Source organism: Prevotella denticola (genome assembly GCF_900454835.1).
Lineage (GTDB): Bacteria > Bacteroidota > Bacteroidia > Bacteroidales > Bacteroidaceae > Prevotella > Prevotella denticola.
Map to the genome: position 1 here is coordinate 1,532,571 of NZ_UGTM01000001.1, position 19,681 is coordinate 1,552,251.

General features: G+C 49.4%; 18 protein-coding genes. 14 read left to right on the forward strand and 4 right to left on the reverse strand.

Features of this window, described 5'->3' with window-relative positions:
• Window positions 1-56: 56 nt before the first annotated feature.
• The 3 genes from murA to tsaB are packed head-to-tail and all read right to left on the reverse strand — an operon-like array spanning window position 57 to window position 2,729.
• Window positions 57-1,370 carry a UDP-N-acetylglucosamine 1-carboxyvinyltransferase gene (gene murA, locus DYH27_RS06560; RefSeq protein WP_029216623.1) on the reverse strand — a complete coding sequence of 438 codons (1,314 nt, stop codon included), beginning with the start codon at window positions 1,368-1,370 and terminating at the stop codon, window positions 57-59.
• A 10-nt stretch (window positions 1,371-1,380) separates the two neighbouring features.
• Window positions 1,381-1,980 (reverse strand): DUF4290 domain-containing protein, encoded by a 600-nt coding sequence (locus DYH27_RS06565; RefSeq protein WP_025068164.1) that lies wholly within the window; start codon window positions 1,978-1,980, stop codon window positions 1,381-1,383.
• Between the two features lie 56 nt (window positions 1,981-2,036).
• Window positions 2,037-2,729 (reverse strand): tRNA (adenosine(37)-N6)-threonylcarbamoyltransferase complex dimerization subunit type 1 TsaB, encoded by a 693-nt coding sequence (gene tsaB, locus DYH27_RS06570; protein WP_025068163.1) that lies wholly within the window; start codon window positions 2,727-2,729, stop codon window positions 2,037-2,039.
• 90 nt (window positions 2,730-2,819) lie between these two features.
• Here tsaB and DYH27_RS06575 point away from each other — a divergent pair, with 90 nt between their 5' ends.
• The 3 genes from DYH27_RS06575 (at window position 2,820) to nadD (ending at window position 5,051) form a co-directional block, all read left to right on the forward strand.
• Window positions 2,820-3,698, forward strand: a complete 879-nt coding sequence (locus DYH27_RS06575) for a YicC/YloC family endoribonuclease (RefSeq protein WP_029216622.1) — start codon at window positions 2,820-2,822, stop codon at window positions 3,696-3,698.
• Window positions 3,699-3,813: 115 nt separating this feature from the next.
• Window positions 3,814-4,491 (forward strand): guanylate kinase, encoded by a 678-nt coding sequence (gmk, locus tag DYH27_RS06580; RefSeq protein ID WP_025068162.1) that lies wholly within the window; start codon window positions 3,814-3,816, stop codon window positions 4,489-4,491.
• Entirely contained in the window at window positions 4,488-5,051 is a 564-nt protein-coding gene (nadD, locus tag DYH27_RS06585) for a nicotinate (nicotinamide) nucleotide adenylyltransferase (RefSeq protein WP_025068161.1), read from the forward strand. Before gmk ends, nadD begins: the two co-directional genes overlap by 4 nt.
• 212 nt (window positions 5,052-5,263) lie before the next feature.
• On the opposite strand, the gene DYH27_RS06590 is transcribed toward nadD, so the two are convergent.
• Window positions 5,264-6,229: a helix-turn-helix domain-containing protein gene (locus DYH27_RS06590; RefSeq protein WP_115338003.1), complete on the reverse strand. Its 966-nt coding sequence runs from the start codon at window positions 6,227-6,229 to the stop codon at window positions 5,264-5,266.
• 744 nt (window positions 6,230-6,973) lie between these two features.
• On the opposite strand from DYH27_RS06590, the gene DYH27_RS06600 reads away from it, so the two are divergent.
• The 11 genes from DYH27_RS06600 to DYH27_RS06650 all read left to right on the forward strand — a co-directional run bounded on the left by DYH27_RS06600 (window position 6,974) and on the right by DYH27_RS06650 (window position 19,678).
• Window positions 6,974-7,189, forward strand: coding sequence for a hypothetical protein (locus DYH27_RS06600; protein ID WP_231287552.1), 216 nt, complete (start codon window positions 6,974-6,976; stop codon window positions 7,187-7,189).
• 25 nt (window positions 7,190-7,214) lie between these two features.
• On the forward strand, window positions 7,215-8,825 hold the full coding sequence (locus DYH27_RS06605; protein ID WP_025068158.1) for a hypothetical protein: 1,611 nt from the start codon (window positions 7,215-7,217) through the stop codon (window positions 8,823-8,825).
• A gap of 194 nt (window positions 8,826-9,019) precedes the next feature.
• Window positions 9,020-10,675, forward strand: coding sequence for a CotH kinase family protein (locus DYH27_RS06610; RefSeq protein WP_025068157.1), 1,656 nt, complete (start codon window positions 9,020-9,022; stop codon window positions 10,673-10,675).
• 115 nt (window positions 10,676-10,790) lie between these two features.
• Window positions 10,791-12,620 carry a phosphoethanolamine transferase gene (locus DYH27_RS06615; protein ID WP_013670978.1) on the forward strand — a complete coding sequence of 610 codons (1,830 nt, stop codon included), beginning with the start codon at window positions 10,791-10,793 and terminating at the stop codon, window positions 12,618-12,620.
• The gene (locus DYH27_RS06620; RefSeq protein ID WP_013670977.1) at window positions 12,617-13,720 is read left to right on the forward strand and encodes an acyltransferase family protein; all 1,104 of its coding nucleotides are present in this window, start codon (window positions 12,617-12,619) and stop codon (window positions 13,718-13,720) included. The genes DYH27_RS06615 and DYH27_RS06620 overlap by 4 nt, the downstream gene beginning before the upstream one ends.
• 27 nt (window positions 13,721-13,747) lie before the next feature.
• Complete coding sequence (locus DYH27_RS06625; RefSeq protein ID WP_025068156.1) at window positions 13,748-14,773, forward strand: acyltransferase family protein; 1,026 nt, start codon at window positions 13,748-13,750, stop codon at window positions 14,771-14,773.
• Window positions 14,770-15,660: a decaprenyl-phosphate phosphoribosyltransferase gene (locus DYH27_RS06630; RefSeq protein ID WP_025068155.1), complete on the forward strand. Its 891-nt coding sequence runs from the start codon at window positions 14,770-14,772 to the stop codon at window positions 15,658-15,660. The genes DYH27_RS06625 and DYH27_RS06630 overlap by 4 nt, the downstream gene beginning before the upstream one ends.
• Before the next feature lie 64 nt (window positions 15,661-15,724).
• Window positions 15,725-16,357: an HAD-IB family phosphatase gene (locus DYH27_RS06635; protein WP_025068154.1), complete on the forward strand. Its 633-nt coding sequence runs from the start codon at window positions 15,725-15,727 to the stop codon at window positions 16,355-16,357.
• Window positions 16,347-16,721: a GtrA family protein gene (locus tag DYH27_RS06640; protein WP_081457098.1), complete on the forward strand. Its 375-nt coding sequence runs from the start codon at window positions 16,347-16,349 to the stop codon at window positions 16,719-16,721. The genes DYH27_RS06635 and DYH27_RS06640 overlap by 11 nt, the downstream gene beginning before the upstream one ends.
• Window positions 16,722-16,901: 180 nt before the next feature.
• Window positions 16,902-18,260 carry a DUF6080 domain-containing protein gene (locus tag DYH27_RS06645; RefSeq protein WP_029216621.1) on the forward strand — a complete coding sequence of 453 codons (1,359 nt, stop codon included), beginning with the start codon at window positions 16,902-16,904 and terminating at the stop codon, window positions 18,258-18,260.
• The gene (locus tag DYH27_RS06650; protein ID WP_029216620.1) at window positions 18,254-19,678 is read left to right on the forward strand and encodes a DUF6080 domain-containing protein; all 1,425 of its coding nucleotides are present in this window, start codon (window positions 18,254-18,256) and stop codon (window positions 19,676-19,678) included. The genes DYH27_RS06645 and DYH27_RS06650 overlap by 7 nt, the downstream gene beginning before the upstream one ends.
• Window positions 19,679-19,681: the final 3 nt, after the last annotated feature.

Consider the following 19,681-nt stretch of genomic DNA (forward strand, 5'->3'; position numbering starts at 1 on the left):
TTGTCTGGAGCCTATAACACGCTTGGTCAAGGGATAGGTTTCACAAGGCTATGAGGCTAACATATTTCGGCTCTGCGGATCTTTGCCCCCAATGCGTTCAGGCGTGCCTCGATGTTCTCGTAACCGCGGTCAATCTGTGCGATGTTGTCAATACGGCTCGTGCCTTCCGCTGTCAAGGCTGCAATAAGCAAGGCGATGCCGGCGCGGATGTCAGGACTTGACATACGTCCGGCGCGGAGTTTCCTGCCGTTGTCGTGTCCGACAACTACGGCGCGGTGAGGGTCACAGAGAATAATCTGCGCCCCCATGTCGATGAGTTTGTCGACGAAGAACAGCCGGCTCTCAAACATTTTCTGATGGAAAAGCACGCTGCCCTGTGCCTGCGTCGCCACAACGAGGAGCACGGAGATGAGGTCCGGTGTCAGTCCCGGCCAGGGCGCATCGCTGATGGTCATAATCGTTCCGTCAATAAAGGAATCTATCACGTAATGGTCCTGGCGGGGAATGATGAGGTCATCTTCATCCTCAATGATCTGCACGCCCAGTCGGCGGAAGGTATCGAGAATCGGGCCGAGGTTGGGAATCGATACATCCTTGATTCGTACGCCGTCTCCCACCATAGCTGCCATTCCGACAAACGAGCCGACCTCTATCATATCCGGGAGGATTCGGTGTTCTGCCCCATGCAGCGTCTTCACACCCTCTATGGTAATCAGGTTGCTGGCTATACCGCTGATTTTTGCACCCATCGCATTGAGCAGGTGGCAGAGCTGCTGGATATACGGTTCACAGGCAGCATTGTATATCGTCGTTGTTCCCTCCGCCAGCACGGCAGCCATGATGATGTTGGCCGTACCCGTCACCGATGCCTCGTCCAGCAGCATATAAGTGCCAACAAGGCGGTCGGCCTGTATCTCGTAGACATCACGGTTCTCGACACGTCCGAAGTGTGCCCCGAGGTTCTTGAAACCCAGGAAATGCGTATCGAGACGGCGGCGGCCGATTTTGTCCCCCCCCGGCTTGGCTATCGTCGCCTTGCTGAAGCGGCCTAACAGCGGACCAATCATCAGTACGCTGCCACGCAGGGACGAGCATTTCTTCACGAAGCCGGTACTCTCCAGATAGTCAAGGTTCACATCGTCTGCCTGGAAAGAGAAGTCGTTCGGAGCGAGCTTTCTCACCTTCACGCCGATGTCCTGCAGCAGTTTGATGAGGTTGTTCACATCAAGGATGTCCGGAACATTACGGATGATGACCTCTTCCGTCGTCAACAGGGTTGCACAAATGACTTCCAAGGCTTCATTCTTCGCACCTTGCGGGGCAATCGTGCCACTCAGCCGATGTCCACCTTCAATGATAAAGGATTCCATGTTCGTCGTCTTACTTTTTCTTCTTGTTACGAGGCTGGGCAAAATCACGGGCATTGATTCTCTCGAACTTGAAAGTATCAAGGTCGAGCTGAATCTTTCCATCGGTGAAACGGGCAAGGTCTGACGCCACTTTCTCGTCGTCGCTCGAGCCGTGCCCCCACTGCATCAGACTGCGTTTCATCTGATTGGCGACAGAACGGACGAAAGCATCCCGCCGTTCACCGGGCTCCATGGTCTTCAGCTGTTCGAAAGCCTCAAAGAGCAGTTTGCCGTAATGTCTTACGGGAATCTTCGACATGGGATAGGTCATCGGCTCCGGCTTCGTGGCGATTTTCAAGGCCTGCGATACGTCGCAGGGATAGTCTATATCCAGCTTGAAATTGGCCATCAATGCCAGATGGTCCCAGAGTTTCTCCATGTGGTCGTAATTTCCACGGTTCTGGGCATTCATCCTGTCCATAATGGCGACAATGGCTTCTGCACACCGCTGACGCTCTTCCTTGGTAGGGAGCATCATGGCATAATCTACCATGTTCTGTATTTCTCGCCCATACTGTGGCAGTATGAGTCTCTCGCGCTGTGTGTTGTAATCTAATCCGGGTATGTTCATTGGGTGATGGGTGATGATAGGCGATGAATAAGATAATAAACGGTGATAGGCTTTCCCTACAGCAGCGGTTTCGCCTTCTTGGCAACAAAGTCCTTGAGATAGAACGGGACGTAATACGCCACATCCTCGAACTTCTCCTCCGCCATGCGCTTCTCTGCCAGCGGAAACATATTCTTTGCCAGTGCGTCAATGCCCTTGATGAGGTGGGCATTCGGGTGATGGATGACCTCCATGCACTTCTCGGCACCATTGCCGAAGAAATAGACCGGACCACGGTCAAGATATTCTTTGTAGGTATGCCCGTCAACGATATCCGCCTGAATGCCGCGGACCTCCTTCAGCGCACGGTCATAGACAGCAGAATATACCTCCATCCGGCGTGCATCGATCATCGGAACGAGGCGTGCATCGTCCTCGACAGCCTCATGGTGAAGCAGTACCGGCACAGCCAGCAACTCCAGTGTAGGCACAGCCAGCAGCTTCACGCCACGCCCGTAGCAGATGCCTTTCGCCATGGACACGCCGACACGCAGTCCGGTGTATGACCCGGGACCGCCGCTGACTGCCACCGCATCCAACGACAACGCATGACTCTCTGTAAAGGCAAGTGCCTCGTCAACGAATGTTCCTAACTTCTCCCGATGCTTGGAATCGAGCGTATCCTGCTTCTCGAAGATACAGCTCCCATCCTGACTTACTGCAACGGAGCACACGTTTGTGCTCGTGTCAATATTCAATATACAAGACATAAATGACTCTTATATTCTAAATAACGTGCAAATATACTCCTTTTATTCCATATTTTTTGTACATTTGCAGAAATTTAACGCGAAAAGCTCATGATACTATCAATGACAGGCTACGGGAAAGCTACCGTAGCCTACAAGGAAAAGAAAATCAATGTCGAAGTGAAGTCGCTTAACAGCAAGACACTCGACCTATCAGCACGCATCGCACCCCTCTACAGAGAAAAGGAAATGGAGATACGCCGCCTGCTCGCCCAGAAGCTGGAACGCGGAAAGGTGGATTTCTCCATCTGGATTGAGAAAGAGACGACGGTTGACGCAACGCCCATCAACGCTGCCCTCGTAGAAAACTATTATAATCAGATCAAGACCCTCTCCAAGAACACCGGCATCCCTGAACCGGCCGACTGGTTCACGACACTGCTGCGCCTGCCTGACGTCACGACGAAGACCGAGGTGGAAGTACTTGAAGACGGCGAATGGGAGGCTGCGCTGCAGGCCGTCAACAAGGCGGTAGACAAGCTCATCGAATTCCGCACCCAGGAGGGTGCAGCACTGCAGAAGAAATTTGCCGAGAAGATTGACAATATCGCTGTTCTCTTGAAGAACATCGAACCCCTCGAGCAGAGCCGTGTGCCGAAGATAAGAGAGAAGATCATCGAAGGCCTGAAGCTGATTCCGGAAGTGGAATACGACAAGAACCGTCTGGAACAGGAACTGATTTATTACATCGAGAAACTCGACATCAGCGAGGAAAAGCAGCGGCTCGCCAACCACCTCAAGTATTTCCGGGAGACCATGGACGAGAGCGGACACGGTGTCGGCAAGAAGCTCGGCTTCATTGCCCAGGAGATGGGGCGCGAAATCAATACGACCGGCTCGAAGAGCAACCAGGCAGAGATGCAGAACATCGTCGTCAAGATGAAGGACGAGCTGGAGCAGATCAAAGAGCAGGTGCTGAATGCCCTGTAAGAAGCCCATCACCGCCCATCCTGCTTACCACCCGCCTATTATCGCTTATCACCGCCTACCCCCTCGGAGGAGGCTTCCTCACCCGCAGGAGAGAATACAGAAAATAAAAACCATCATGAGCAAACTTTCATCTGACCACCCGACAACCGGCACATCGCCAGTCACCCAAACACAGGAGGCCGCAGCCCACGACATCCCGTCAGGCGATTCCCTCCTTCAGAGAGGCGGGGGGAGGCTGATCTTCTCCGCCCCTTCCGGTTCGGGCAAGAGCACCATCGTGCAATGGCTGATGCGGGAACATCCGGAACTGCGGCTCGCATTCTCCATCAGCTGTACCACCCGGGCACCGCGCGGTACGGAGCAGAATGGCGTGGAGTACATCTTTCTATCGCCTGAAGCGTTCAAGAAAAAGATTAAGAATGGAGAGTTCCTGGAGTATGAAGAGGTATACGAAAACCGCTTCTATGGTACATTGAAGTCACAGGTGGAGAGCCAGACGGCAGCCGGGCAGAACGTGGTCTTTGATGTCGATGTCAAAGGCGGCTGCAACATCAAGAAGTTCTACGGCGACCGGGCCTTGAGCATCTTCATCCAACCGCCATCGATAGAAGAACTGCGCCGCCGACTCGTGGGCAGACAGACCGACAGTGCCGAAGCCATCGAGAACCGCCTTGCCAAGGCTTCCTACGAACTTACCTTCGCTGACAAATTCGACCGGATCATTGTCAACGACAATCTCGAAAAGGCAGAACAGGAAGCATACGAGATTGTGAAGGAATTTATAGAAAGATGAACATCGGCATCTTCGGCGGTTCTTTCAACCCCATTCACAACGGACACCTCACACTGGCAAAGGCCTTTCTTGAGAAAGAAAAATTGGACGAAGTATGGTTCATGGTATCCCCCCAGAATCCTTTCAAGGCAGACCAGGCACTGCTTGACGATCACCTTCGCCTGAAGCTGGTACAAAAAGCCACAGACAACAATCCGCACTTCAAGGCCTCGGATTACGAGTTCCGTTTACCGAAGCCTTCCTACACATGGAACACCCTCCGGCATCTCAGCAGCGACTTCCCTGCCCATCGCTTCACGCTCCTTGTGGGAGGCGACAACTGGGCTGCCTTCGACCGCTGGTATCATGCCGAAGATATCCTCTCCCATTACCGCCTCGTAGTCTATCCACGCCGTGGCGAGCAGCTCTCAGACAATGCCCTGCCCCCCGGCGTAAGCATCCTCCGTACGCCCTTCATTGATATCAGCAGTACGGAAATCAGACGACGCATCCGGCAGGGAATGTCTGTCCGGGGGCTTGTACCGCCTGTCATCGAGACGGAAGTAGGCCGTCTTTATTAGTCCTTCCGCAGTCTGTTATCGTCCTTCCTCCCATTTAAGCAGATAACACTCCTGCCTCAATCCATTTATTCCGTGACCCGCTGTGACCCCATGAGAAAAACGGACGGAAGAAAGATGTATATATATAGAGGAAAATTCTGGAAGAGCGGGAAGTTTCGTTCAGAAAGGGATAACGTGAACCAAACAACATATTGTATATCAATAACTTACAGTTATTTATGGGGTGGGGGGGGAGCCTCTATGGAACTGCATGGGGTGTCTTCAGGCATCATCCTGTATTCTGTCGCCGTAATCCCTGTACGCCGCTTGAAGAACTTGCACAGCGAACTGAGCGAGACGAACTCGAACTCATTGGCAATCATCTTCAGCGACTTGCTCGTATAGCGCAGTTCCAGCTGGATGAGGATAGCCAGCGTCTTGTCAATCCACTCCTTCGCCGTAATGCCCGTCTCCTTCTTCACCACCATACCCAGATAATGCGCCGTCATGCAGAGCTGAGAAGCGTAAAACTCGATCTCATGCTCCGTCTTGGCATAATCGTTGACCAGCCGGACGAAACGCTCGACGGTCTGCTTGTTGCGCGACCAGCTGCCCCGCTTCGTCACCCGCTTCGCATTATACAGCGATTCGACATAGTTCAGTGCCGATACGAAGAGCGAACCGGCAACCTCTTCATTCACCGTGGACAGATGGACAAGGTTGAAAAGGGTGTGCGTATACTGTCCCCACACCTCCTGCTCCGTGTCGCCCAGGTGGAATACGAAGCACTGGCCTGGCGAGACGAACAGTTCGGGCAGACGGCCGCCGAAGATCGTCTTCATATATTCCTCCGTCAGTGCGATGCCCTCGAAGGTGGTGTCAACCCCGAAAGTATCGGAACTGATTGTCACGCCCCAGTTGAGGAACAGCATATCGCCCGGGCCGCAGCGGTACTTTCTGAAGCCTATGACCGGCTCGCACCATCCGCTTTTGACAATCACCACACGGACAACACTGAACCGGACAGGCTCTCTCTCCTCGATAATCGGTTTGAAGAAAGGATTGCAGCTACGAACCACCAGAAATCTGGAACCCATGTAGATATCGCCCTCTACATGGGCCTTGCCGCTTTTCATATAAGATACAATCTCGTCGAAGTCGGAGACTGCATGAGCAGTTGATTTAATTTCGTCGTTCATTCAGTTATAAATTGCGTTGTAAAGATACTGATTTTATAAAAAGCCACTTGCCCGGATAGTGTTTTTAACAATATAATTAACACAATGACAATATCATTTCTGATCTGTTAACATATGACACGCTTTCGTACATCTCTGTAGTAGCCGAACCCGAATGACCCCCAGTGTCGCCTGGTAAACTTTTCCCATGTAAGTCAGCCATCAGCATCTTGCTGTATATCATAGTGACTGGAATCAACCGGCTTTTCCGGCAGACGTGCTGATGCCCGTCACATACTGTGCTGACGGTAGACACCAGACGTGTTGGCGGCCCGCTCCTTGCAATATATTGCCAGGGACGGGTAAACTTAAGTGCTGGAAAGGAAATGTAGGGGTCCGGTAGACGGTCTGTCCTTCACGTTAAAGCTATACGCCCTACAAGACAGCCATCTACGCATTTAATGAAAGACCCAAAACAGATGTTTGATTTAGCCGAACCACATAGATGGTTTCAATCTTAGGAAAGACAAAATAATTATCAAAAAACGCAGAGACGGATACAATTGAAAAAATCTATAACTTTGCAGCGATAATTAGAGGGCATTCTAAATTGTGTGTACTTAAAAAAGATTAACCCAAAGTGGATGCTTTTTCAGCTTAAAAAAATGAAACATACAGTCGGCGGGAGAAAAACAGAAATCTCGCCTGAAACTGTTGCATCCCTTATACATTATAAGGAATATATCCTAATTAAAACTATAAATTATGATGAAAGAAAATCAAGTGAAAAGGAGAATGTACATCACTCCTCAAATCGAGATTGCTCGTATCAAGATGTCTTGCCACCTGCTGGAGGCATCTTATCCAGGTCAGCATAATCCTGCACAAAAAGGAGGGGAGGTAGGCGAAGATCCTGCGGGCCAGAATGATGCAAAAGGTGCGATATTCTCTCAGGGAGGAGTTTCTAGTTGGGAAGATTAAACATAACAACATAAAAAGAACAGAAATGAATATCAAATATTTTATTGCAGCTTCAGTCCTGATGGGATTCATGGCAAGCTGCTCAAGTGACGACCTTTCCCAAAACAGCACGGACACCGGGAAGGAGACAGAGAATACAAGTCTGACAGCTTTCGCTTCGACAGAGCAGACGAATAATATAAGTACCCGGACATCCATGGATTACAGCACGGGGAATTTCTTTTGGGAAAAGGACGACAAGCTCTATGTAAAAGACGATGACGGTGGTTTCCAGACAAGCAGCAATGCCGTCGATGCCGACAGGCAGGCTGCTTTCAAGTTTATGATGCCAGGCAAATATACAAAACAAGAATACAAAGTCTATTATCCTGGAGCAAAGACCAAGGAAGACCATGTGGTTATCTTAGACCAGCAGAAACAGACTGCACCTGATGACACAAAGAACTTCGGAGAGAACGGAGACTGCGGTCTCGGCAAGGCAACACTGGAAAACGGACAGTATAAATTCAAGCTCGACCACATGGTGTCTTTTCTCGCACTCCAGCCCTTCACGAGCCGGGAACTCAAGTCGACTTATATCACGGCAATTGACGTGGAAACGTCAGGAAGCGAGAACATAGCCGGTCCCTACACACTTGATGCGCAACAATACAAACTGACAGGTACCAGAGATAAAAAGACCATCACGCTTACAACCAAGGGGACAGGGACCTACAAAAATGGATTCCGTCTGACGAAGCTCGACCCTGGCGTTGAACCTTACCGTGCGTTTGTTATCATCGCACCTGGCGAGCACAAACTGACCATCAGGTATCACCTGAAAGACATCAAGACCAAAGTGGAGGGTGTCATGACCAAAACGCTTACATCAAAAGAATACAAAGCGAACAACATCTACGATATCAAATCAAGGTTAGACATGGAGGAATATAGTGCCAAGGTCTATATGTGGGATGCCCTTAACGATTATTGGAACGGATACGAGGCCGTACAGCCTTTCCTCAATTCTGACCCTGCAAATAACAACTATCCCAAGAATGAGAGTGACAGTAACAACCGCTGGTACAACACCACGCAAATGAAAACTACTGGAACAAAGCAGGCCCAGCATTCGGCAAAAGACTGTCCCAACATCAACGAGGCCTTATGGTATGTATTCAAGGGCGACCCGCATTGGGATAACATCAAGCTGTGGACAATCGGCGGGTACCTGTACAAGGGTGGTATATGGTTCAAAAACGCATTAACCATCGCTTCAGACAATGGTGGACTGGACGTTGAGTCCTTAAAGACTTCATTTGAAGGTAAAGACTACCGTAATGGTACAAAAGTGCAACAAGATGAGTTCCCTAAAAAATATACTCTCACTTCTGAACAGAAGACTCCACCTACCGATAAGACCAACTACTTCTATTTACCTGCAATAGATAATTACCTGGAGGGGAGAATAAGAAATGGAGATGGTCGTGGTATGGGCTTAGAAGGGCAATACTGGACATCCACCTGCTATGGCCTTCACGAGTCTGCAACAAGCCCCTACTACTCTGGAGCTTTCAACATTACCGTCAAAGAAAGCCACATAGGTATATATAGGAGCGGTCGTGACAACGGTATGAGATGCGTAAAATTCCAGTAAATCTGATTTCACGTAATAGTATTCTTCTGTAAATTTTAATAGAAACAGAATATAAAAGAGATGGGAGACGAGAGAATACGTTTCCCATCTTTTCTTTCAAAAGGCTTCCTCTTTTATCAGCCTTCAAAAACAAAAAGCAAAATAGAAAAGAGAATAATAATCAAAGTTCTGTTATCACTCTAAAAAACAACAGTATGGACTTAAAGAGCTACACAAGAGGTTTCGTTGCTTTATCACTGTTTATCAGCTTCTCTTCTCAGGTTTATTCAATAGGAGGGAGGACACCTCTCGCTGGGTCATTCTCCAAAAAGCATACCATCTTTCAGGCTGCACCTGACACCCTGGACAAGCCTGCTAATGTCTTTCCAGGCGACCATAACCCCGCACACCACGAAGAAGAGGTTGAAGAAGAAGGGATGCACATTGCAAGCGACCACACCCCTGCACACAAGATCATACTTGAGGAGACGGAAATCCGAGACTTAGACAATATCCGGAACTCCCCTGACGACCTATCCGAGCAAGGTTTCCACATACCACGCATGGACATTCACATTGACGGAGGAGCCTTCGTCACCGACAAAAAGAACTTTCTCAAGGCACTGATAAAAATAGACGGGGGCGGATATTATCCGGACATGACAGACTCTGTCTGGATAAGGGGAAGAGGCAACAGTACCTGGAATGCAGACAACCCTCATGACAAGAATCCGTACCGGCTGAAGTTCAGGGAGAAGGTATCTCCCTTTGGACTGGAAAAGGGGAAAAACTGGATACTGCTTACCAACAAACAAAGACATTCCATGATGGCAAATGCCATAGGCATGAAAGCTGCCCGCCTGGTGCGTGTGCAGGCTGCCAACCACATCATTCCGATAGACCTTTTTATCAACGGAGAATATCGTGGGAACTATAACTTCACGGAGAAAGTGGGATTAGCTGACAACAGTGTAAAACTGGCAGACCAGTCACGGGCTGCGTTACTTGAACTGGACACCTATTTCGATGAAACGCATAAGTTCCATTCCAACCTCTACAATTTACCTGTCAACATAAAAGACCACCATTTCAGAAAAGGCGAAAAAGCCGCAATGTTGGACTACATTCAGACAGGATTCGACCAGCTCTGCTTTGCACTGCAAAACGAGGGAAAGATTTCGCATCTTGTTGATGTAGACCAGCTCGCACGATATCTTATGGTGAACGAACTGATCGGGAATTATGAAATCATGCATCCGAAGAGCCTTTTCCTTTATAAGGAAGACTTTACTTCGCCAGACAGTAAATTCGTCTTCGGTCCGATATGGGACCTGAACTGGACTTTCGGATATGAACAGGACCGTGACTATGGCACTGCCGATCCCAAGATTGACTTCTGGAATGCGCCAGCCCACTTTGAAAACAAAAGATTCATCAACGACCTGCTATTTAAAGATAGGTCTGTATACCAAGCCTATTGCAAGGTGTGGGCTGATTTTATGGAAAATCACTTGCAAGAATTACTTGATTACTGTGACGTCTATTATCAATATACTAAAGACTCATTCTTGAAGAATGCGGACAAATGGAGTGACGGGAAAGACTATCGGACCGTAGCACAGAACATGAAGAATTGGCTGGAAAGACGTGCTCATCACATCTATTCACGTCTTTCCTCTCAGCCCCCTTCCCAAGGCAAGACTTCTACAACAGGAAGTATCAAAGCCTATGAAGCTCCAGCGAACAGAGGCAACGTCACCTATACCTTACAAGGTATACGCATAAAAGACCAAAAGCAAGGAACGTATAGCGAGCTTACACCAGGAATTTATATCGTCGGAGGTGTGAAAATCGCAGTAACAAACCGATAGGCTAAAACAGCCCTCATTGTGGGCTACAGAATCATCTACAATATAAAATTGTAGCCTAAATGTTGACATCCTCACAAAATAGAGCTACCTTTGCAGGTAAATTCTATGCGCATAAATGAAATACAGAGAGAAAGCCATCTGCCTGTTGAATAAGGTGTGGCAGCCCATCAGGGACAATGCCTCATTCTTCGTTTTCATGTACCTGATAGGGATATTCGTGTCGTATGCCGAACTGCCATCCGACAATCCCGAGGAAAAAGTGTACGGAAACCTGTGGCTGGAGCTGTTCCTCGACCTTTATATAATAGGCATCTTCCTTGCGCTGCTGCCACGGAAGCTCCGCCGGTGGGTACGTGGCCTCCTGTATGTCATCGCCTACGGAACAAGCTTTGCCGAACTGTTCTGCTGGGTGAAGTTCCAGTCGACGCTGAATCCCTCCATGCTTCTTCTCGTCAGTGAGACCAATGGCCGTGAGGCCAGCGAGTTCTTCAGCAGTTACTTCACTACCGACCTTCTTGCATCGAGTGTGGGCGTGTTAGGGCTGATCCTGCTTGTCCATATTCTTACTGCTTTCTGCAGAAAGACCATGCTGCCGGCAACTTTCAGACGGCGGGCAGCGGTCTGGAAGCAGCGGCTTGCTCTCATGCAGCCAGCCCTGGGATTCATCGGTCTTGTACTGCTTGTCTGGTCGGTAGTCAGATCCGCACACAACAAAAGGGAAATAGCGCAGATATTCTCGCTGGACACCATCGGCTCCGTAGAACATGAGCTGACGACCCGCAAGTGCGCCGAGTTCTATCTTCCGGTCTACCGTCTTGTATTCAGCATCTTCTCCAACGAGCTGGCATCGAAGCAAATCGACCGCCTTATCGAGGCAAAGGACAAGGTGGAAGTGGACAGCTGCTCGTTCACTTCGCCGAACATCGTCCTGATTATCGGCGAGAGCTACGGAAAGCACCACTCAGAGCAGTATGGATACTTCATGCCCACAACACCACGGCAGATAAAGCGTGAGAAGACAGGCCTACTGGTGCCGTTCAGCGATGTGGTATCACCATGGAATCTGACCAGTTTCGTTTTCAAAAATGTCTTTTCCCTTCATGTGGCAGGCGAGAAGGGAGAGTGGTGTGACTATCCACTCTTCCCGGAGCTGTTCCGCAAGGCAGGCTACCATGTGACCTTCCTCACCAACCAGTTCCTGCCCAAGGCAAAGGAAGCCGTGTACGACTTCAGCGGCGGATTCTTCCTGAATCACCCGGAGCTATCGCAGGCAATGTTCGACACACGCAATACGCAGCTGTACCGCTTCGACTGCGGTTTGCTCGACGACTATGACAAAAACCAACGGCAGCACAACACGGAGCACAACCTCATCATTTTCCACCTCATCGGACAACACGTCAACTACCAGCAGCGTTATCCGAGTGACCGCCATCACTTCCGGGCAGAGGACTATGCAGACCGGCGCCCCGACCTTGACTTGAAACGGCGGAGCACACTGGCAGACTACGACAATGCCGTGCTGTACAATGACTCCATCGTGGACCAGATCATCAGGAGATTCGAAAGTCAAGATGCCATCGTCATCTACATGCCTGACCACGGAGAGGAATGCTACGAGGGCAACCGCGGCTTCATCTGCCGCAACCATTCTGCTGCCATCGACTACGACCTGGCTCACTACGAGTTCGAAATTCCGTTCTGGATTTACTGTTCACACAAATATACAGTGAAGCATCCCGGTATCTTCCAGGAAATCGTCAGTGCCAAGGACCGCCGATTCATGACGGACGCACTGCCGCACATGCTGCTTTACCTGGCCGGCATCAAGACAAAAGATTACCATGCAGCGTACAATCTCCTTAGTCCGCAATACGACGAGAAGCGACCGAGAATACTCAAGAATACAACCGATTACGACCGACTCGCAAAAAAGAAGAAATGAAAAAGGAACTCTTGACAAAGACGGAATGCAATGCGTTGCGAGGGCTTGCCATCATTGGCATTTTCCTGCATAACTACTGCCACTGGCTGAGACCGGTGGTAAAAGAGAACGAATACCAGTATTTCCAGCACAATGCCGACTGGTTCTGGAGTGCGCTGCAAGGACCTTGGAACGAGCTGTTCTTCTTTCACGTGCTTTCTTTCTTCGGACATTACGGCGTACCGGTTTTCCTGTTCCTGTCTGCCTACGGACTGACGATGAAATATGAGAGAACAGCAGATAACACCGGCATCCGTCAGGTACAGGGAGGTCTTCCTCTGTTGAGGTTCGTCAAATATCACTGGCTCAAACTTTTCCGCATGATGATCGTGGGGTTCGTCGCATTCACTATGCTGGATGCCGTCACACCCGCCCCCCATACCTATACCGTGATGGACATCATCGCCCAGATGGGCCTGTTCAACAATGTGCTGCCAATGCCGGACAAGATCATCTGGCCAGGGCCCTACTGGTTCTTCGGGCTGATGATCCAGCTCTACATCGTCTACCGACTGTTCCTTTATCGCAGACACTGGGCGTGGACTGTCGCCTTGATCGCAGTCTGCACCGCCATCCAGCTGGTCTGTGACCCTGAAGGCGAGGCATTGAACCGCTGGAGATACAACTTTGTCGGCGGTATGCTGCCGTTCGGTTCTGGGCTGCTCTATGCAAGATATATGCGTCCCTGGAATACGGCAACCCACATTGCAGCTTTCCTTGTCTCCATGCTGTTCATTCTGCCCATGAGCCTCAACTATCTGACATGGTACTTCGTGCCACTTGCCGTCTGTACTGCTGCTGTCAGCTTTGTGAAAATACTGGGTCGTCTGGAAATTGCGGTCAACAAACAGGCTACACCGCTGACGGACATTCTTTCATGGACAGGCGGTATCTCGGCGGCCCTTTTCGTCTGCCATCCCATCACAAGAAAGATTTTTATTCCCATCTCACGCTCAGGAGACTACTGGACAGGTCTGCTGCTTTACATCATTTCCTCTCTCTGCCTGGCATGGCTGTTCAGGGAACTGATGAAAAGGATACCAAGTCCGGAACTAAAGTAAAAGCATACGATTCCTTCGATGAAAGCAATGAAGATAAAGGACATCGAACTAGCCAACATAAGCCGTTACCGCAGCGAACTGATGGGAGCAGCTATGCTCTTCGTCATCCTCTTCCACGTGGGACTGCCACGAGAGGACACTTTCTTCGGTCTGCGGAGGATGGGCAACATCGGTGTGGACATCTTTCTTTTCCTGAGCGGCATGGGGCTGTGGTTCTCATGGACGAGACGACCTTCCCTGCGCCACTTCTTCCAGCGTCGTTTCCTGCGCATCTATCCTGCATGGATTGTCATGGCCTCCTTGTATTATATTCCTGATTACCTTGGAGTCAGCATCGTAGGACATAGCGGACACAGTACCAGCATCATCGACCTCATCGGCGACATCACGATCAACTGGGATTTCTGGCTGCATGATGAACTGACCTTCTGGTACATCCCGGCAATCATGTTCCTCTATGTCGCCAGTCCATTTTACATGAACCTTATCATCCGCCACCCCATCTACCGCTGGCTGCCAGTGACCATGATCATGTGGTGTATCCTTGTACAATACGTCACACCAATCCATGAAGCTGTAGGGCATCTGGAAATCTTCTGGAGTCGTGTTCCCATTTTTTTCATCGGAATCAATATGGCGGCAGCGGTGGAACGGAAAGAGACGATGGACGGGGCTTCCATCTGGATGATCGGACTGATGTTCATCATGGCACTCGCCTCAAGCATCTTTCTGGAACAGGTGAAGCACGGACAGTTCCCCCTCTTTCTGGAACGAATGCTCTATATTCCCCTTACGGTTACGGCCATCCTCCTGCTGAACCGCATCTTCCGCCGTCTGCCAGACACTGCCAACAGACTGTTCCGACTTATCGGCACACTGAGCCTGGAGGCTTACCTCATCCATGACCACTTTGTACTGGAATATATCGAACAGGTCGGATGGGGCTACTGGCCTACTTTCCTCATAACGACGGCTATTACGGTCATGCTGGCATGGCTTCTGCACACATTCATAGAGCGTATCGTCACACCCATAGAAAAAAGAATAAGATGAAGAACCTCATCCGATTAATCCGTCCACATCAGTGGATAAAGAACCTTGTCGTTCTCCTCCCTGTTTTCTTCGGAGGAGCGCTGCTGCACCCTGAGGCGATTTATGCCGGAATTACCACAGCATTGTCGTTCAGTCTTGCAGCCTCATCCATCTACTGTCTAAACGACATTGTGGATGTGAACGATGACCGGCAGCATCCTCTCAAATGCCATCGCCCGATGGCTTCCGGAGCTATCAGCATTGCACAGGGCTATCTGCTGATGGGGATGATGTTTGCCCTCTCGATGATTTCAACCTTTCTCTTGTATGAACATCAGGCTGAGACGGCCAGCGTGATACTTTGCTACTGGCTGCTGAACATTGCCTACTGCCTCCGGCTGAAGCGATATGCCATCATAGACGTATGTATTGTTGCCTTCGGGTTTGTCCTCCGTATCCTTGCCGGCGGCTATGCCACGGACATCCGTCTGAGCAAGTGGATCGTGCTGATGACCTTCTTGCTGATGCTTTTCCTCTCCTTTGCCAAGCGGCGGGACGATGTCATAAGAATGAACGAGACGGGGCATGCACCACGTCAGAACACCATTCGCTACAACCTTACGTTCATCAACCAGGCAATTACAATAACAGCCAGTGTTACTCTGGTATGCTACATCATGTACACGGTAAGCCCCGAGACCATTCAGAACTTCCATACGGACTATCTCTATCTGACAAGCGTATTCGTACTGGTAGGCTTGCTTCGATATATCCAGATTTCCGTCGTCGACAAAAAAAGCGGCGACCCCACAAAAATCATACTTCACGACCGCTTCATGCAGTTTACCGTGCTGGCATTCGGCCTGGCCTTCCTGTTCATCATCTATGTGCTCAAAAACATTCAGTAAATTTCATAAGACATTCCGTAATCATCAGATTACCTTATACATGACATAAAACGACCAATCAAACATGAAGAAAATTTATGCCTTCGATTTCGATGGGACGCTGACCACCAAGGACACACTGCTTGAGTTCATCCGCTTTGCAAAAGGCAACGTAGGATTGGCCGTTGGTTTTCTATACTATTCTCCTCTGATTATACTGATGAAACTGCATCTTTACCCTAATTGGAAAGTGAAGCAAAAGATTTTCGCATGGTTCTTCAAAGGAATGGCAATCGGCGATTTCGAAAGGCTTTGTCTGGTCTTTTCCCAGCAGAGCCGTCAGCTGATTCTTCCTGCAGGGATGGAAATGATAAAAAAAGCACTGGAGGAAGAAGATTCGGCAGTTGTAATCATCAGTGCAAGCATAGACAACTGGGTACGTCCTTTCTTCGATGGAATCGGAGGAAACATCAACATTCTGGGGACTCAGATTGAAGTAAGCAATGGCCGGCTTACAGGACGATTCGTATCAAAAAACTGTTACGGACAGGAGAAAGTCCGCCGCCTTACGGCACTCTATCCAGAGAGAGAGAACTATGAACTGATCGCATTCGGCGACAGCAGAGGCGACAGGGAACTGCTGGCATACGCAGACAAAGCCTTCTACAAACCTTTCAGAAACAAAAAGAGAAATGCAGGGAACAGATATGAAGCATAAGAAGAAAATCGATGAAATCGTGCGTTTCTTTACTGTAGGCGTATTGGCAACAGGCATCCAGTATGGTACTTATCTGCTGATGATTGGCTGGCTGCACCCTCTTGTTGCCAACACCTTTGCTTACCTTGTCAGCTTTACCTTCAACTATGCCGCCTCGGTACGTTATACCTTCCAGGTAAAGTCTACCACCAAACGCTACATAGGTTTTGCTTTTTCACACGTTATCAACTATCTCTTACAGACCGGCTGCCTCCATGCCTTCCTTGGGCTGGGGCTCAGCAAACAGACCGCAATGCTTCCCATGTTCGCTGTCTGCGTACCCATCAACTTCCTGCTGGTGCGTTTCTTCCTGCACAAGGAGTAACCGGACCCTTTGCCTACCATGGAATCTGTCGTCGGATGGATTCATGAGAAAGGACTTTGCCCTCCAGAAAACTCCACCTCAAGATGCCTTGCCGACGTTTGCATTACGACTTATCCCCCATATTCCTTTGTTTAGTCTGCTTTAATTCGTAACTTTGCAGCCACTAATCAAAACGGCTCAATGCACATATTCAAGGTTTTCAAGGTGAAGAAGGAAGAACGCTGGCTGGCACTTGTCATGCTTGTGGTCTTTATCGCATTCAACGTCCTTGTCATTGCCAGCCATTATCATGTCTACACCATGGGAGCACACGGTGGATTCTGGAGCATCTTTACCAAGAACTTCCGTATTTCGGGTTATGATAATTGGTCGTGGATAACCATTTCTGGGATGCGCATCCATTTCGAGACCATACGTCATCCTCTCTATCTTACCTTTCTTTATCCCCTCTACCTACTGGACAACTGGCTCATCCATACAGTAGAGTACAATTTTGCCGTCTACTTCATGGCAGCCATCATCGTCTTCTCAGCTCTTTATGCCGTGCTTTTCATGTACCGTATTCTCCGTGAAGTCCTGGAACTGAAACGCTTTGATGCAACCCTGCTCACTGTCCTGCTTTTTTCTTTCGGGCACGTTCTTGTTCCAACCATGGTACCCGACCATTTCATCATTTCCATGATGCTTCTTACAATGACTCTCTATATCACAGGTATGAAGATGAAGAAAGGACACCTGCTCACAGCATGGCAATCGTGTATCCTTACTTTCTTCACAGCAGGCATGGCAACGTCCAACGGAGTGAAGACACTACTGGCAGGGGTATTCACAAACGGGAAAAAGTTCTTCACATGGAAATATATATCCTTTGGAATCATACTCCCGATCCTACTGCTGCTGGGCATCCAACAGTCACAATACTATCTGCTGGAAGTACCACAGAAAACTGTCATACACAATATTGAGAATGTCAACAAGAAAAAAAATGCCGGGAAAGTGGAACAGTACACCCTTGAACGCGAGATGTGGCTGAAATCGCATACAGGAGAAAATGCCGGCAACAGCACTATCGGAAAACTGATGGATATTTCCACACCACGTTGCAGGACACTGGTGGAGAACTTCTTCGGCGAGTCCATCCAACTCCATCAACAATACTTGCTGAAAGATGTTTCCTGGGATCGCCCTGTATTCGTTGCTTACAACTGGACAGCCAATTACATCATCGAGGCTCTTGTCGTTCTGCTTTTCATCTGTGGTATCACACTCGGCTATAGAAAACGGTTCTTCCAGATGCTGCTTGCATGGTTTGCCTGCGACATGACACTGCACATCCTTCTGGGCTTCGCCATCAATGAGGTGTATATCATGATGGCAGGCTGGGCATTTATCATTCCGATAGCCTACAGCTACCTTCTCAAGGAACTTCCCCCAAAGCTGCAGTGTACGTGCCGATCGCTGCTTGTTGTCCTCACCATCTACCTGTGGATTTACAACGCTGGCCAGACCGCCCTTTATCTGACTTCTCAAATATGCTGATGCAGATTTTCAAGATAAAAAAGGAGGAACGTTCCGCTGCCGGACTGTTCTTTTACTGGCAACTGTTGATGCAGATTGCAGTCATCATCCGTTACTATCCCCGATTCTCTGTCATCACAAAGGATTACAGGAAGGTATTCCTCGACTGGTTCCACATTTCAGGCTTCGACCCGTTGACCTATTGCGTTGTGACGGACTGGTCTACTGCCTACAATGTGTACCGGCATCCACTTCTGGCATTCTACTTTTACCCGGTCTATCTGATCAACCGGGCACTGATGGCACTGACAGGTGTCAACTGTACACAGTTTCTCGTAGCAGCCCTTCTGCTCTTCTGTTCGCTTTACGCCTTCCTCCTGATGATCAGAATAGGCAGAGAACTAATCTATCTTTCCCAGAAAGAGGCAACCTTATTGGGCTTCCTGCTCTTCTCTTTCGCATATGTCATGCTGTCCGCTATATCACCCGACCATTTCATATTCTCTCTCTTTCTGATCCTAATCGTTATCTATGTTACCGGAAAACAGATGCAGGAAGGCAGATGCCTGAAGAAAGGGCAAACCATCCTGCTTTTCCTTCTTACAGCAGGCATATCGCTCAACAATGGGCTAAAAGTGATCTTAGCCAATTGCTTCAGCAGAGGCAAAAACTTCTTCCGTCCCTCTAATCTTCTTTTTGCAATACTCCTGCCCTCCGCTGCCCTCTGGGGATTCAGCGAATGGGAAAACAAGACCTTCGTAGCCGACGGCGTACATACAAGACAGGTGAAACGTGCCAGAGCTATAAAAAATGAGAAAGCTCACATGCTGGCCGTTTTCCGCGATACGACACAGCTGAAAGACAGTGCTGGCCAGGTGGCAGCCTTTGACAGAATATGGAAAATCCATCGGCAGGGACAAATCAGAGAACGGGACAAAGAGCCACAGTATGCCCATGCCGGCACACCAGTCAGCAAGCGGCCGTTTCTGAACTGGACGGATATAACCACATCACGTGCCACAACCCTCGTGGAGAATCTCTTCGGTGAGTCAATACAACTGCACAGCTGCAACACATTAGGCGATGTCATGCGCGACCGTCCGGTAATCGTACACTACAGCTGGCCAGGCAACTATATCATAGAGGCCGGCATCGTCCTGCTCTTTGCTGCAGGACTGTGGGCAGGCAGACGAAGCCGGCTTCTGTGGCTCGCCTTTTCCTTTTTCTCCCTCGACATGATTCTCCACATCGGTCTGGGCTTCGGCATCAACGAAGTCTATATCATGACGGCACACTGGGCGTATGTCATCCCTATCAGCATCGGCTTCCTGATCAAAGGCAGTACAGGCAAGAGGAGAAATGCCATAACAGCCCTGACCGCCGTCCTCACCCTGTATCTCATCACTTATAACAGTATCCTGACCCTTCTTTCACTTTGACAC